General features: G+C 35.3%; 14 protein-coding genes. 5 read left to right on the top strand and 9 right to left on the bottom strand.

Translation table 11 applies throughout. The features are described from left to right. Positions 1-4: 4 nt before the first annotated feature. The gene (locus tag ACT9TX_RS10010) at positions 5-1324 is read left to right on the top strand and encodes an HlyD family secretion protein (protein WP_481338147.1); all 1320 of its coding nucleotides are present in this window, start codon (positions 5-7) and stop codon (positions 1322-1324) included. An 8-nt stretch (positions 1325-1332) separates the two neighbouring features. On the opposite strand, the gene ACT9TX_RS10005 is transcribed toward ACT9TX_RS10010, so the two are convergent. The 3 genes from ACT9TX_RS10005 to ACT9TX_RS09995 form a co-directional block, all read right to left on the bottom strand. Next, the gene (locus tag ACT9TX_RS10005) at positions 1333-1821 is read right to left on the bottom strand and encodes a GNAT family N-acetyltransferase (RefSeq protein ID WP_481338146.1); all 489 of its coding nucleotides are present in this window, start codon (positions 1819-1821) and stop codon (positions 1333-1335) included. Between the two features lie 124 nt (positions 1822-1945). Beyond that, the gene (pgi, locus tag ACT9TX_RS10000) at positions 1946-3601 is read right to left on the bottom strand and encodes a glucose-6-phosphate isomerase (RefSeq protein ID WP_481338145.1); all 1656 of its coding nucleotides are present in this window, start codon (positions 3599-3601) and stop codon (positions 1946-1948) included. A gap of 21 nt (positions 3602-3622) precedes the next feature. Next, positions 3623-4639, bottom strand: coding sequence for a threonine aldolase family protein (locus ACT9TX_RS09995; RefSeq protein ID WP_481338144.1), 1017 nt, complete (start codon positions 4637-4639; stop codon positions 3623-3625). A gap of 316 nt (positions 4640-4955) precedes the next feature. Between ACT9TX_RS09995 and ACT9TX_RS09990 the strand changes: the two genes are divergently transcribed. Both ACT9TX_RS09990 and ACT9TX_RS09985 read left to right on the top strand, forming a co-directional pair. Continuing rightward, the gene (locus ACT9TX_RS09990; protein WP_481338143.1) at positions 4956-6581 is read left to right on the top strand and encodes an ABC-F family ATP-binding cassette domain-containing protein; all 1626 of its coding nucleotides are present in this window, start codon (positions 4956-4958) and stop codon (positions 6579-6581) included. A 105-nt stretch (positions 6582-6686) separates the two neighbouring features. Continuing rightward, positions 6687-7064, top strand: coding sequence for a pepsin/retropepsin-like aspartic protease family protein (locus tag ACT9TX_RS09985; RefSeq protein WP_481338142.1), 378 nt, complete (start codon positions 6687-6689; stop codon positions 7062-7064). 60 nt (positions 7065-7124) lie between these two features. Here the strand turns inward: ACT9TX_RS09985 and ACT9TX_RS09980 are convergent, their stop codons facing one another. The 6 genes from ACT9TX_RS09980 to ACT9TX_RS09955 all read right to left on the bottom strand — a co-directional run bounded on the left by ACT9TX_RS09980 (position 7125) and on the right by ACT9TX_RS09955 (position 12116). Next, a complete protein-coding gene (locus ACT9TX_RS09980) occupies positions 7125-8153 on the bottom strand; it encodes a LysM peptidoglycan-binding domain-containing protein (RefSeq protein WP_481338141.1) in 1029 nt (342 codons plus the stop codon). A gap of 29 nt (positions 8154-8182) precedes the next feature. Then, positions 8183-9541: a methyltransferase RsmF C-terminal domain-like protein gene (locus ACT9TX_RS09975; RefSeq protein ID WP_481338140.1), complete on the bottom strand. Its 1359-nt coding sequence runs from the start codon at positions 9539-9541 to the stop codon at positions 8183-8185. Positions 9542-9551: 10 nt separating this feature from the next. Further along, a complete protein-coding gene (locus ACT9TX_RS09970; RefSeq protein WP_481338139.1) occupies positions 9552-10220 on the bottom strand; it encodes a hypothetical protein in 669 nt (222 codons plus the stop codon). 1 nt (position 10221) lies between these two features. Beyond that, positions 10222-10734, bottom strand: a complete 513-nt coding sequence (locus ACT9TX_RS09965) for a hypothetical protein (protein WP_481338138.1) — start codon at positions 10732-10734, stop codon at positions 10222-10224. A gap of 7 nt (positions 10735-10741) precedes the next feature. Next, positions 10742-11236: a dihydrofolate reductase gene (locus tag ACT9TX_RS09960; RefSeq protein WP_481338137.1), complete on the bottom strand. Its 495-nt coding sequence runs from the start codon at positions 11234-11236 to the stop codon at positions 10742-10744. An 85-nt stretch (positions 11237-11321) separates the two neighbouring features. Continuing rightward, entirely contained in the window at positions 11322-12116 is a 795-nt protein-coding gene (locus ACT9TX_RS09955; protein WP_481338136.1) for a thymidylate synthase, read from the bottom strand. A gap of 416 nt (positions 12117-12532) precedes the next feature. Between ACT9TX_RS09955 and ACT9TX_RS09950 the strand changes: the two genes are divergently transcribed. Together ACT9TX_RS09950 and ACT9TX_RS09945 are read left to right on the top strand one after the other, a co-directional pair. After that, positions 12533-14404, top strand: a complete 1872-nt coding sequence (locus tag ACT9TX_RS09950; RefSeq protein WP_481338135.1) for a PAS domain-containing sensor histidine kinase — start codon at positions 12533-12535, stop codon at positions 14402-14404. A gap of 38 nt (positions 14405-14442) precedes the next feature. Next, the gene (locus ACT9TX_RS09945; RefSeq protein WP_481338134.1) at positions 14443-15069 is read left to right on the top strand and encodes a response regulator transcription factor; all 627 of its coding nucleotides are present in this window, start codon (positions 14443-14445) and stop codon (positions 15067-15069) included. Positions 15070-15086: the final 17 nt, after the last annotated feature.

The raw sequence follows: 15086 nt of genomic DNA, 5'->3' as shown, positions 1-15086 counted from the left end.
ATCAATGCAACAAGACTTAAATAATATTGAGAATCATAATAAAGCTGTTATCACTAACAATCCATTACGTAGTGAGCCTATGCAAGAGATTTTGTCTCGACAGCCGAGTTTTATGGCTAGATGGGCATTAGTTTTTTTTGCGTTTATTTTACTGTTGCTACTTGCTGGCACCTGGTTTATTCATTACCCTGAGATAGTAACCACTAGTGCGACTTTAACTGGTACTAATGCGCCAAAAGAAATTATACCTCTGCAAGATGGTAAGCTAGTTAAATTATTTGCAAATAATAATGTAGCTGTAGAAAAAGGGGCAGTTATTGGTTGGATAGAAAGTAATGCGAATCATCTTGAAGTATTGTCTTTATCAAAGAAAGTGGATATTGCCATTAGTCTTATACAGCAGAATAATGCCGATGAAATTCAACAATTGTTTATTGAAAAGTATGCATCATTAGGTGAATTACAGACTGTATATCAGCCATTCGTAATTGCTTATCAAACATTTATAGACTATTTGAATAAAGGTTATTATCCACAGAAACAGAAAGTATTACAAGTTGATATTGCTTTTCTTGAACAAACAAAGTTGAACTTGCTTTCACAAAAAAAATTACTATTACAAGATTTACAACTTACAGAAGATGGTTATAAAGCTAATGAGGGCCTATATAAAGACAAGGTAATTTCTAAGCAAGATTACAGAAATGAACAAAGTAAACTGATTACCAAACAATTAACGATACCACAAATTGAAGCTGGCTTATTGAATAATGAAACGCAAATACACGAAAAACAAAAAGAAATTAATGAGTTATCACATAGTATTTCACAGCAGCAACTGATTTTCCGGCAAGCTTTACAGAATCTTCAGAGTCAAATAGAGGACTGGAAAAAACGGTTTCTAATTCAAGCACCTATAGCTGGTAAGGTACAATTTTCTATACCCATACAGGAGAATCAATTTTTAAAGAATGGCAGATCAATAGGTTTTGTAAATCCTGATTCGCCTGCATTTTATGCTGAGACTATGTTGCCGCAAAACAATTTTGGTGAAATAGCAGTTGGGCAACAAGTGCAATTAAGGCTTTCAGCTTATCCTTTTAACGAATTTGGATTTGTTAAAGGTCGGCTTCAGTATATAAGTAATATTGCAACCGATAGTGGATTTCTTGCTAAGATTTTACTTCCTGAAGGACTGATGACAAACCAAAGAAAAGAATTGCACTTCAACAGTGGTTTAAAAGCTGAAGCATTGATTATAACAAAAGATAGGAATTTACTAGAGAGCTTTTATACTAATATAATAAAAGGCGTGAATCAATAAATTTGTGTCTACAATTCTTTCAACATCCAAATATCACAGCCATTGTGGCCACTATTTCCCATAGGTGCATTAAGATATTGAAAGCCTAATTTTTCATACACAGCTACTGCATTTTTTAGTTCTGGCATGGTTTCGAGATATACTTTGGTGTTGCCATTTTCTTTAGCCCATTCTAAGCAAGTCGCCATCATGGTTTTACCTAAACCAATACCACGGTATTCTTTTTTCAAATACATTTTAACCAATTCACAAGTGCCATTTGGCAAGCCTTCAGTAGGGTAGAGACCGCCACCGCCAACAATTTCATCATTTACCAAAGCAATAAAATAGTGGCTTTTAGGTTCAGCAGTAAATAGTTCATACAAATGGTCTGTACTATCATCAAAATATACAGTACCTGGTTTATTTGCGCCAAATTCTTCTAAAGAGGTACGAATGATTTTTGCAATAAACGGATTGTCTTGCGGTTGTATATCTCTTATAATAATCTGTTGCATCGTTATTGTTCTTACAGTTTTTGCAATTTATTTTTCCAAAAAAATCAGCTATACAAGTTTGGTTATTTTGTATAGCTGATGGTTATTTTCTGCGTCAATCCGAGAAATCTGCGAGCAACTAAAACTAAGCTCTAAATTTCTTATACAAATTAATTAAACCATTGGTGCTACTATCGTGGCTAGTAATGGTGTCTTCATTTTCAAGTTCTGGTAAAATTTGTCCAGCCAATTGCTTGCCTAATTCAACACCCCATTGATCGAAACTGAAAATATTCCAAATAACACCTTGCACAAATATTTTATGTTCGTACAATGCAATTAAGCTACCCAAACTGTATGGTGTTACTTTCTTTAATAAGAATGAATTGGTTGGTTTGTTACCTTCAAACACTTTAAACTTCATGAGTTTTTTAATCTCATCATCGGTTTTACCTGCTTTCATCAATTCTACGCGTACTTCATTTTCACTTTTACCGTTCATTAAAGCTTCGGTTTGCGCAAAATAGTTTGATAATAGTTTATTATGATGATCACCAATAGGATTGTGGCTAATAGCTGGCGCAATAAAATCGCAGGGAATTACCAAAGTGCCTTGGTGAATCAATTGGTAAAATGCATGTTGACCATTCGTACCTGGTTCGCCCCAAATTACAGGGCCAGTTGCATAGTCAACCGAATTGCCACTTCTGTCTACGCTTTTGCCATTGCTTTCCATATTGCCTTGCTGAAAATAAGCTGCAAAACGATGAAGGTATTGGTCATAAGGTAAAATAGCTTCGCTTTGTGCACCAAAGAAATTGGTGTACCAAACACCCAAAAGCGCCATTAACACAGGAATATTTTTAGCTCCCTTTTCTTTTCTAAAATGTTCGTCTACGGTGTACGCACCTTTTAACAATTGTTCAAAATTATCGTAGCCAATGGTTAAAGCAATTGATAAGCCAATGGCGCTCCATAAGCTATATCTACCACCAACCCAATCCCAAAATTCAAACATATTGGCCTTATCTATACCAAAAGCAGTAACTGCTTTTTCGTTGGTACTTAATGCTGCAAAATGCTTAGCAATATGTGCTTCATCTACAGCAGTTTCTAAAAACCAATTACGTGAAGTATGTGCATTGGTCATGGTTTCTTGTGTGGTAAATGTTTTAGAAGCTACCAAGAATAACGTTTCATCAGCCGTTACTTTTTTCAAAGTTTCTGCAATATGCGTAGCATCTACATTGCTCACAAAATAGGTTTGTATACCTTCAACCCAATAAGGTTTTAAGGCTTCAGTAACCATTACAGGCCCTAAATCGCTACCGCCAATACCTATGTTTACAATGTATTTAATGGGTTTACCACTGTAACCTTTCCATTCACCGCTGTGTATCTTGGCACAGAAGCTCTTCATTTGTGCCAATACCTTTTGTACCGATGGCATTACGTCTTTGCCATCAACCAAAATTGGCATGTCAGAAAAATTACGCAAAGCAGTGTGCAATACTGAACGTTGCTCGGTTTCATTAATTTTTAAACCAGCAAACATATCATGTATGGCATCGTAAACTTTACAATCGTCGGCTAGTTGTAGCAATAATTGCAAGGTTTTTGGATTGATGATATTTTTAGAATAATCAAAAACGATTTCTTCAAGTGTTAAACTAAATTTTTGAAAGCGTTCGGGATCTTGTGCAAACAAGTCTTTCATGTGCTTGCGACTCATTTCATCTTCGTAGTGTTTGCGCAACAATAACCATGCTTGCGTATTGGTAGGATTAATTTTTGGTAGCATAAGTATATAATTTTGAGTTGCTTATAACTTGTTTATGATGTTGATGGTTTCTTCAACCATTTGCTTGCTAATGTTCAAATGTACAACTAAACGAATTTGTGTACTAGAAACACTGAATAATTTAATATTATGCTTGGCCATTGCTTCTACAAAAGTTGCAGGTGTAAAGCGTCCTTTAATTGTCGCAATAACAATATTGGTTTCTAGTGGTAAAATATCACCAACAAAATCTGTAGCAGCAAGTGCTGCTGCAATTTGTGTTGCGTGTAAATGGTCTTCTGCAAGTCGATTGATATTGTTCTCTAACGCATAAATACCTGCTGCAGCCAAAATGCCAGATTGTCTCATACCGCCGCCAAACACTTTACGAATGCGCCTTGACTTTTTTATAAATGCTTTATTACCAAGTAATACACTGCCTACAGGTGTGCCTAAACCTTTGCTTAGGCAAATAGAAATGGTATCGAATAACTGACCGTAATCGCTAGCTTTTTGCTGCTTATAAACTAAGGCGTTAAAAAGTCTTGCACCATCTAAATGCAAGCTTAAATTATTACTTAAGCAAACTGCTTTAATTTGTTCAATATCAGCTAGTTCGTAGCAGCAACCCCCACCTTTGTTTACGGTATTTTCTAAACTTACTAAGCGGCTAATTGGTTTATGAATATCCTCAGGATTGTTAATAGCTTCTTTAACAATATCTGCTGTTAAGCGACCATTATTGCCATGTAATAATCTTACAGAACAAGCGCTATTTACGGCAATACCACCGCCTTCATATTGGTAAATGTGACTCAGTTCGTCACAAATTACTTCGTCACCAGGTTGTGTATGGGCTTTTATGGCAATTTGATTGGTCATGGTGCCGCTTGGGCAAAACAAACCTGCTTCTAGGCCAAACATCTCAGCCGCCATTTGTTCTAGTTGATTGATGGTTGGGTCTTCACCAAATACATCGTCACCAACTTTTGCACTTAGCATGGCTTGCAACATGCTTTCTGTAGGTTGTGTTACTGTATCACTTCTAAAATCAATCATAAGGCGGTAAAGATAAGGTCTGTGGCTTTTCGTACAAAGCAGTGTGAAATGATTGTATTTTAAAGATTGTTTTTAACATTTTTTTCGAAAAGCAGATGATTGCTGTACTGCAATAGATTGATAGGTTATTAAGTAGCTCCATAAAGTACAGAACGTACAAGTAGGTACTTCGTAAACTCAGCGTAAACTTGCAACGGTGTTTAATAGTAGTACAAATGCTGATTACCACAATATCACTGCTAAAAAAGTGGTGGCTTAGCCTTACATTTGCGGCTCGAAAAAGCGTACTTCTAACTTCGAAAATAGAATATAACACATGATTAGTGCAAGAAATGTAACCCTAGCGTATGGTAAAAGGGTGTTGTTTGATGAAGTGAATATCAACTTTACAAAGGGTAATTGCTATGGTATTATTGGGGCAAATGGTGCTGGTAAATCGACTTTTATGAAGATTTTGGCTGGTGAAATTGAGCCAAATAAGGGTACTGTAGAGATTACACCGGGTGAACGATTGGCGGTACTTAATCAAAATCAGTTTGCTTTTGACGAAGAGACAGTATTGAACACGGTGTTGATGGGGCACAAAAAAATGATGGAAGTAATGAAGGCGAAGGATGCTATTTATATGGATCCTGATGCAACTGAAGACGACTACATGCGTGCTAGTGAGCTAGAAGGTGAGTTTGGCGAAATGGGTGGTTATACAGCTGAAAGCGATGCGGCAACTTTATTAAGCAGCTTGGGTATAGAAGAGAAGTTTCACCAAAGTTTGATGAAGGATATACCTAGTAACTTGAAATTGCGTGTGTTACTAGCACAAGCATTGTTTGGTAATCCTGATATTTTGTTACTAGATGAGCCTACCAATGGTTTGGATATTGAAACGATTGGCTGGTTAGAAAACTTTTTAGCTGATTACGAGAATATTGTATTGGTGGTTAGTCACGATAGACACTTTTTAGATACTGTGTGTACACACGTATCTGACGTAGACCGTTCTAAAATAAAAACCTTTACTGGTAACTATACTTTCTGGTATGAGAGTAGCCAATTAGCAGCTCGTCAACAAAACGATAAGAACAAGAAGAACGAAGAAAAACGTGCTGCTTTATTAGATTTTATCGCTCGTTTCTCTGCAAATGCCTCTAAGAGTAAGCAAGCGACTTCTCGTAAAAAAGCGTTAGAGAAGTTAACCATTGAAGAAATTGAACCAAGTAACCGTAAATATCCTGGTATTATTTTCCAGCCATTGCGTGAAGTAGGTAACCAAATATTGAACGTAGAAAACCTAAGTAAAACGGTTGATGGTCGTAAACAATTTGATAAGGTAAGTTTTAGTGTAAATAAGGGTGATAAAATTGCATTTTTAAGTAAAGATCCATCGGCTGTAACTAGCTTCTTTGAGATTATTAACGATAATATGCAACCTGATTCTGGTAAGTTTGAATGGGGCACTACAGTAACCAAAGCTTATTTGCCAGTAGAGCACAATGAGTTTTTTACAAGTGGTGAGCCATTGCTAGATTGGTTAAGAAACTTTGTACCACCGCATATTACAGATGCTGATGAGCCATTTTTACGTGGTTTCTTTGGTAAAATGTTGTTTAGTGGCGACGATATTATGAAGAAAAACAACGTGCTTAGCGGTGGTGAAAAAGTGCGTTGTATGGTAAGTAAAATGATGTTGCAAAACCCTAACTGTATTATTCTAGACCAACCAACCAACCATCTAGATCTTGAGAGTATCCAGAGCTTTAATGAAGGCTGTAATACATTTCCTGGTATTGTGTTGCTAACATCTCATGACCATACGTTTATACAAACCGTCGCTAATAGAATTATAGAATTAACGCCTAAAGGTATTATTGATAGATTAATGACCTTTGATGAATACATGGAAGACAAACGTGTACAAGAGTTGAGAGTAGAAATGTATAGTTAAGTTTGTAGTTTATTAGTTTAAATAGTTTAGCCGTTCTGAAAAGAGCGGCTTTTTTGTTGGATTTAAATAAGTTTTTGTTTGTAATTTTATTAAAATTTTTCAAGTATGTCAGTTTTAAAATTGCCATTATTATATGTTGGTTCAAAAGGTGAGAAGCATTTGTATACATTGTTTGACAGCGGTGCGAATTTGTCTTGTATTAATCCTGAGTTTGTAGAGGGTTTGGCCAATTTAGAAAGTTTGGGACGAACTAGATTGATTTCAACTGCCAGTGAAGGGCATTACATCGAAATTAAAGATGTGATTCGTGTTGATTTTTATCTGCATGATGTATTACTAAGTGATGAGTTTTTAGTTGTGCCTGGCTTAAGCGAAGAGGCAATTATTGGCGCAGCCACTATGCAAAAGTGGCGCATTAAACTCAACTTTGAAGAAGATACAGTAGAAGTAGATCCTAAAGTTGCAAAAATGCAATTGATATAAAACTAAAACAGCCCGAAGCTTTAAAACTTCGGGCTGTTTGTTTATAAAATTTGATAGACTTTAATAATTAACTGTAACATTAAATTTAGCATCTTCAATACCAAGAACTGCAGCCGCTGCATTGCTCACACGTAGTAGCAAGCCATTGTCTTCTTTAATGTCTGGTAATGGCCCTAATACTTTAGCACAGATGGTTTTGTTATTGGCTGTTAAACGTACAATATCACCTTGATTCACATCATTCATTAACACGTAATATTTTTTATCATTCCAGCCACTTGTTGTTTTAAAAATGGCTGCATCGCCTGCTGCTGTAGTTAAGTTTCTGTCTTTATGATTAAAATAATTGGCAAAAAAACCTTCGCTTTCCACGTATTTAGCACTTGCTGGTATTGCTGTAGGTTCAGTTTTAATAGCTTCTTTTACAGGTGTTGGTGCTGGTGTAGGTTTTGTTTCTACAGGTGGTGTAACTTTTGCCGAACCAGCGTTTAAAACGGTTAGTTTCTCGCTTTTTTCTGTTTGTTGCGTTACAGGTGGTGCTACAACAGGTTTATCTTCTACTGGTTTTGATAATTGTGGTTTTGGTGTTACTGGTATAGTGCTTTTTTCAATCACTTCTTTACCTACAATGATGGTTTGGCCAGCTTTAATTTTATCGTTTGGTAAGTTGTTCCAAGCAATAATTTGTTTCTCGGTGGTTTTAAATTGCTTTGCAATACCATATAACGATTGGCCTTTTAAAACTTGGTAAGTAACATCAGTAACAGAGGCACTTATTTCTGGTTGTTTAGCTACAACTGGTTGTGGTTTTACAGGTTCTGGCTTAGGGGCTTCTACAACTACTGAAGGTGTAGAACTACTTGTAGGAATTTTTACAGCTTGGCCTATTTGCAATTTACTGTTACTATTCATGCCGTTTAAACGCATAATATCGCCAACAGTAGTGCTGTATTTTTTAGCTAAGGCTGATAATGTTTCGCCTTGCTTAATGGTATGAACAATTGGCTGATTTTGTGCTGTAGCAATATTTGCCAAAAGGCTAGCAGCTATAAAACAAGATAGGAAATAGGTTTTGTGTAGAGATACCATGGTGAAGCAATTTTATGTTGCAAGTAAAATTACTCTTTTAAAATTCTCCATTCCTGTGGATAGTAATTATTTATCCGGTTGGGCAAAACTTTCATCCAGCCTAAACGTAATCCACAATGTGTAGGTGCACACCACCCTTTGGTGGTTTCTACCGTCAAATCCTTTCTGCGTAAGTATTGTAGCGCTTCATCTTCTGTTAATTCTACAGTGTTTATTTGTGGTAAATCAAGAATACTTACCGCTAATTCATGATGTGGAACGACGTCTTTGCCTTTAATAGTACCTATTTCAATGCCCGCTTTTTTAATGTATAGGCATTTGGCAAGTATTTGCAAGTCTAACCACCATTTTGTAGGTAATAATTTAATGGCTTCTGCTTGTTTAAAAAATGAATAATCTGATTTTTGACCAATAAAATCAGTCACCATTTGTTCTTCCTGCTTAGATGGTTTTGCTAAAGTTTGTTCTTTATAATTACCCATTAAGCCACCATTATTTTTTGTAAATGCGGCTACAAAAAAACCTTCGCCTTTGGTTAAGTACGGATAGAAGCGATAACCAAAACCTTGGTGTTTGTCAGATTGTGTTTCTACAATGCCTTCATCGTTTGTAGTTTTACAGTTTACAGTTGTTAGTTGTTGTTCTTCAATTAACCAATCAACAATGTCTTCATCTTCTTGTTTGCTATAGCTACAAGTGCTGTAAATAAGCAAGCCACCTTGTTTTAAAGCAGGCAACACATCTGCTACAATACGCTGTTGACGCTGACTACAAAGCGCTACATTGTTTTCGCTCCATTCATTGATGGCATCATTATCTCGCCTAAATAAACCGCTACCACTACAAGGTGCATCAATCACTATTACATCAAAATAGTTTTCCAGTATTTTAAAATGAGATGGATCGTTATTGGTTACCACCACATTATCGTAGCCCCATTTGGTAATGTTTTCAACTAGAATATTCGCTCTCGATTTTATCACATCGTTACTTACTACTAGGCCATTTGTAAAGTAGCTAGCTAGCAAAGTACTTTTGCCGCCAGGCGCAGCACAAAGGTCAAGTACTTTTAAACCATTGGTATTTGTGCCAATGGCTTGCGTTAATATTTGCCACAAAAACATACTACTCGCTTCTTGCACATAATAGGCACCTGCATGAAAAGTAGGGTCGAACGTGAAAAAAGGTCTTTCTGGTAAATAGTAACCATAAGGGCACCAACTAATCGGTGTGCCATCGACTGTTGACCATTGATCGTCGGCTATTTTTAACGGATTAATACGTATGCTAGTAACTTGTTCACCTGATGTATGTATTGCCTCAAAAGCCGCTTGGTTAAAGCCTATGATGCCTTGTAAAGAAGTTAATAATGCCGAAGGAAGTTGCAAGTGACTATATTTAAAATCTGATGGTAAAGTGTTGTGTAATTTTATTTTCAGGTCTAAAAAATACTAGCCCTATTTGAAATAAATTGATGGTTAAAGTTACGGCCGAATTTGTTTGAAGCTGTAACCATTGCGTTTCTATTTCTTTACTACTGCTAATATTGTTGATGATGAGAATAGATTGTGGGTGTAATAATGGTAATACTTGCTGAAAAATATCATTAAGTTGAAAATCGTTTTGCGCATTTACGTAAACTAAGTCGTACTGTTTTTTTTCAGCAATACTTGTTACAAAAACGCAATTTTCAGCCTTACATGCACTAACTACTGCTTTGGCTTTTTCAATATTATTTGTGTGTGAAAAATAGCTGTAAACAGATGCACTTGTATTTGCTAAAGCAATATAACTAATAGTAATGCCAAGCGTTTCATCTATCAGTAAAATACTTTTAGGCTGATAATAGTCTGTAATTCTAAATAGTAGTCTATTGTATTTTTTGTTGTTTAAGTCAGTATTTACAATACTTTCAATGGTTTCAAATGCATAGAAAAGGCGCTCATCGTTTAGCACATCTATCACAAACTTGAACACAAAAGGCGAATGTATACCATGCCCTTTGCCATTTGCAGCAGTAAGCCAATATTTGTAATATTCTATAAGCTGTTGTAGCGAAGCGAGCATATTATTTAACCTGATGTGGTAATCTTTTCAGTAAAAAAAGTAGTGCATAAATGGCTATAAATAAGCAGCCATAGTTTAACACATGAAACACCGAATACTCAGGTTGGTAGTAGCTTTTGGTGATATTTGGGTAAGCTATTTTTTCGTAAGTCCTTTCAATGAAATCCCATTTTACTAAAGTCAAGGCTGCAAGTGTTAGCAACACATTCGTTGATAATTTTTTAAACAAAAACAAGAAGGGTAGAAGCAGCACAGCAATGTTTTTAAATGCTTCCCATTTATTGGTGCTCATTAGTTTTAGTATGCCATCAAACGTAATAGATACGCCAAATATTTGTGCCATTTTGTACAACTGATAATAGTCTAAACATTTGTACACTACAAAAAATAGCAGCGTTACATTTAGCGCAGCCAATAAACTTTTGCCATAGCTAACGCTATTTTTTCTTTCTAAAAGCATGGCAAGTAAAAATACCAAGGCTAGGTAACCATAAGCAACATCTACAAAAGGCATAGTTTCTTTATTTTCTTATCCAAGTTTGAAAGTTGTAAGCATAAGCATGTTTGGCATCGGCAGGGTGTTTGTCTTCAAAAGCAAGCTGCCATTGGTTGTTGTCTAGTTCAGGGTAATGTGTATCGCCCTCAGCGGTTGCATCTACCCTTGTCAAGTAAATTTTATCGGTTAATGGTAGGCTTTGCTTATAAATTTCGCCACCCCCAATAATCATTATCTCTTTGTAGTTTTGTGCTTTGCAAAAGGCAATTGCATCCTCAATATTTGCTACAACCGTTGCGCCTTCTGCTTTAAAATCTGCTTGCCTTGTAATTACAACGTTCAGTCTACCATTCATAGGTTTATGGTCAAGGCTTTTAAAAGTTTTGCGCCCCATTATCACAGGTAAAGCCCAAGTTTTGTTTTTAAACCATCGCATATCATTGGGTAAAGACCATAATAGGCCATAGTCTTTACCGATTACGTTGTTATTTGATACTGCAACTATTTGAATGATTTGCATTTGCGTGAAAGGTGGAAATGTGAAAAGTGAAATTCAAAAAAATGAAATATTAATAACCCCAAACTTCAAACTATAAACTAAAGAATTATACCGCCACTTTGCCTTTTATTGGGCTATGATGTTGATAATTTTCTAGTGTAAAATCTTCGTATTTGAACGCAAATATGTCTTTCACATCTGGATTTAATTGCATCGTAGGTAATGGAAAAGGTGCTCTCCTTAGCTGTAAATGTGCTTGTTCAATATGATTGTTGTACAAATGTACATCACCAAAACTGTGAACAAAATCACCATATTCTAGGCCGCAAACTTGCGCCACCATCATAGTAAGTAGAGCATAAGAAGCTATGTTGAAAGGTACACCCAAAAACACATCAGCACTACGTTGGTACAATTGACAGCTCAATTTACCATCAGCAACATAAAATTGAAACAATGTATGGCAAGGTTGTAAAGCCATATTTGGTAAATCTGCAACGTTCCAGGCACTTACAATTAATCTGCGGCTATCTGGTGTAGTTTTTATTTGATGGATAACATCGGTTATTTGGTCTATTACTTTACCATCAGCACCTTGCCAGCTGCGCCATTGCTTACCATACACAGGTCCTAAATCACCGTTTTCATCGGCCCATTCGTTCCAAATGCTTACACCATTATCGGTTAAATATTTGATATTAGTACTACCTTGTAAAAACCACAATAACTCGTAAATAATGCTTTTTAAATGCAGTTTTTTGGTGGTTACCATAGGAAAACCTTCTTGCAAATTAAACCGCATTTGATAGCCAAAACAACTAATAGTTCCTGTGCCAGTTCTATCTGTCTTTTGTGAGCCGTTATCTAATATATGTTGTAATAATTGATGATACTGTTGCATGGGCGCAAAGTACTTTAAAATGAACTATTGCAGCTACGTTGAAAAATTGATGGGGATTAACTGTTAATTTATCTGCACTTTTGTGCTTGTTTCTTCCCTAATACTACTTCATTAAATAATATTTTCTGTAAAAGTGTGCGTACTTTGTTTATTTTATGTACTTTAACAGTCTAAATAAACAAGTAAGCAGCAATTAATGTTGTGTTATGAGTTATTTGGGGTTCAAATATTTAAAATCCAATTCCATGCATTCGTCAGCCACAAGAATTTTTGTGCTGTCTATTCTGTTAGTTATAGTATTGATTGTGAGAATCATGTTTTTTTCGTACAAGCAATCAACAAACGTACAGGATACTGTCAGATTTATTCAACAATCGCATGATATACGATACCAAACACAGAAGTTGGTATCCCTCATGCATGACTACGAAAGGTATCTGCAAAATACTTCTCTTTCAGATTCTGCAACGCTAAAACAATCTCAAAATATTAAGGAACAAATACGAGATAAAATTAAATTATTGTACCCGTGGGTTGCTAACGATAAAAAGCAGCTTTCCCACTTACACGAGATAGAGAATTTAATAAACGAGCGTATTGCGGCAAGAGAAGCAATTAGAAAAGCACCCATAAATAATACCTTAAACGATAGCGATATTTTTCTTAAAAGTCTTAATAATTTCGCTTCGCAAATAGAAATTGGGGAAACAGATCGTATTGCCATATTTAGAAATGATAACGATAAAACGATTTTCACTATTAACGCCATATTCTATATACTTGGTGCGGTAGTGGTTTTTTTATTAGTTGGTATTGTGGTTAACATACAAAAAAATATTTTTGAACGTAAAGCCAATGTAATTCTTCAAGAATATTCTGCGCTAATTGATTTATCTCATGATGCAATTGTAACAACTGATGCTGATTCACAAATTTTACAATGGAGTAAAGGCGCTGAAAGCTTGTATGGCTATACAAAGCAAGAAGTTTTGGGAAAGAAAGTAGGATTGTGTACCAATGCTGTTATTAGCGATGAAGCAATGGCCAGTATTTTAAAAACCATTGACGAAACAGGTAGTTGGCGTGGCGAAATGATACAGTACAACAAAGCTGGCGAAGAACTATATCTTGATGTTTCTTACTCACGCATATTAAATAAAGATGGTTCTGTTAAAGGCTATTCAAGCATTCGCTCTAATATTACAGACCTTAAAATAAGCCAAAAAAAACTACAACAACTTAATGCCGATTTAGAGATTGAAATTGTAAGAAAAACTAAAGAGATAAAAGAGGTATTTGAACGTATGCAAAAGGCGTTTTTAGCCTTTGATGCCAATTGGGTTTGTACCTATGCTAATCATCCGATTACTGCGTATCTCAACTTGCCACACGATGCCATAATTGGTAGAAAGTTTGAAGATTTTTTTAAAGGCATAACCGAAACAAGTTTTTATAAAACATGCCTTACTGCACTTGAAACGCAAGAAATGCAAGAATTGAAAGAGTATGTGCCCTATTTTGATTGCTGGTTTGAAACTAGTATTTATCCTTCACAAAATGGTGTGTCTATTTACTTGTCCGATATTACAGACCAGAAAAAAATAGAGCAAGAAATAATTAATCAAAAACGTCAATTGCGAAATCTTACCAATCATATTCAAAATTTAAGAGAAGAAGAGCGAAAAATAATTGCAAGAGAATTGCACGACGATTTGGGCCAAACCGCTACAGTACTTAAAATAGATATTAAATCTATAAAAAATAATTTACCAAAAGATAATGCATTGCTAATGAGTAAGGTAGATTACACATTAGAAACAGTAGATGATTTAATTAAAAAAATTAGAAAAATATCGCATCAGTTAAGGCCGCCTTTGCTTGATAATGTAGGGTTGCAAGCAGCCTTAAAGAGTTATTGCGAAGAATATGAAAGAAAAACTGGTATTGCTTGCGAGTTTGCCAATAATTTACCTGACAAAAGATTAGACCAAGATTTAGAAATAGCGTTGTTTAGAATATGCCAAGAAGCACTTACAAATGTTGCTAGGCATGCAGATGCATCGTTAGTAACTGTAAGTTTAACGCAAATACACGATAGCATAACGCTTAAAGTTAAAGATAATGGTAGAGGTTTTGACGTAAATATGGTAGGCAATACACTAGGAATAATAGGTATAAAAGAGCGAGCTGCAAATATTTGCTTTAATTTAGAAATAGAAACCACAAAGGGCATAGGTACTACAATTATGGCTTCAGGATTATTAAAAGAATTAACACCAATACAGTAAAATACACCAACTTTGTATTAAGTTTTAAATAACCATCTATGAAAATCCTTATCGCAGACGATCACACTTTAGTGCGTAAAGCACTGAAATTCATTATTAAAGAAGCATTTGTAGATGTGGAAATAGATGAAGCCGCAGATGGTACAGAGCTTTTAATGAAAGCCACAAAAAACAAATGGGATATTATTGTTTCTGACATCTCTTTTCCTGGCTTGTCTGGTCTTGATATTTTAAAACAGTTAAAAATTCATGCACCACAAATTCCTGTTTTAATGCTTACTATGTATTCAGCAGAAGAGTACGCAATAAGATGTATTCGCTCTGGTGCTGCAGGTTTTTTATCAAAAGACAATATTTCTGACGAATTAATTAAGGCTATTAATCAAATTTTATCTGGTAAAAAATATATCAATTCAGATGTTGCTATGGTATTGGCAACAGCTTATGAGGAAAATGTAAAGTCTGCACCACACGAATCTTTAACCGATAGAGAGTTTGCCATATTTAAGCAATTATTGCATGGTAAAACTATGCAAGCCATCGGTGACGATTTGTGTATTAGTGTTACCACTGTACGAGCGCACAAGGTTAATATTCTTAAAAAAATGCACCTAACTTCGGATGCAGAAATGATAAAATATGGTTTGCAAAACCAAATTATTTAATTTTATTTTCGTAGAAA

This window comes from Parasediminibacterium sp. HNIBRBA5674, from assembly GCF_056745525.1.
This window is presented reverse-complemented; position numbering and strand designations above follow the sequence as displayed.

What these genes read in the sequence shown, in the direction of transcription:
- ACT9TX_RS09995 (WP_481338144.1), bottom strand. Translation starts at nt 4,639, where the DNA reads ATGATTGATTTTAGAAGTGATACAGTAACACAACCTACAGAAAGCATG.
- ACT9TX_RS09990 (WP_481338143.1), top strand. Translation starts at nt 4,956, where the DNA reads ATGATTAGTGCAAGAAATGTAACCCTAGCGTATGGTAAAAGGGTGTTG.
- ACT9TX_RS09970 (WP_481338139.1), bottom strand. Translation starts at nt 10,220, where the DNA reads ATGCTCGCTTCGCTACAACAGCTTATAGAATATTACAAATATTGGCTT.
- ACT9TX_RS09945 (WP_481338134.1), top strand. Translation starts at nt 14,443, where the DNA reads ATGAAAATCCTTATCGCAGACGATCACACTTTAGTGCGTAAAGCACTG.
- ACT9TX_RS09960 (WP_481338137.1), bottom strand. Translation starts at nt 11,236, where the DNA reads ATGCAAATCATTCAAATAGTTGCAGTATCAAATAACAACGTAATCGGT.
- ACT9TX_RS09955 (WP_481338136.1), bottom strand. Translation starts at nt 12,116, where the DNA reads ATGCAACAGTATCATCAATTATTACAACATATATTAGATAACGGCTCA.
- pgi (WP_481338145.1), bottom strand. Translation starts at nt 3,601, where the DNA reads ATGCTACCAAAAATTAATCCTACCAATACGCAAGCATGGTTATTGTTG.
- ACT9TX_RS09965 (WP_481338138.1), bottom strand. Translation starts at nt 10,734, where the DNA reads ATGCCTTTTGTAGATGTTGCTTATGGTTACCTAGCCTTGGTATTTTTA.
- ACT9TX_RS10010 (WP_481338147.1), top strand. Translation starts at nt 5, where the DNA reads ATGCAACAAGACTTAAATAATATTGAGAATCATAATAAAGCTGTTATC.
- ACT9TX_RS09980 (WP_481338141.1), bottom strand. Translation starts at nt 8,153, where the DNA reads ATGGTATCTCTACACAAAACCTATTTCCTATCTTGTTTTATAGCTGCT.
- ACT9TX_RS09950 (WP_481338135.1), top strand. Translation starts at nt 12,533, where the DNA reads ATGCATGACTACGAAAGGTATCTGCAAAATACTTCTCTTTCAGATTCT.
- ACT9TX_RS09985 (WP_481338142.1), top strand. Translation starts at nt 6,687, where the DNA reads ATGTCAGTTTTAAAATTGCCATTATTATATGTTGGTTCAAAAGGTGAG.
- ACT9TX_RS10005 (WP_481338146.1), bottom strand. Translation starts at nt 1,821, where the DNA reads ATGCAACAGATTATTATAAGAGATATACAACCGCAAGACAATCCGTTT.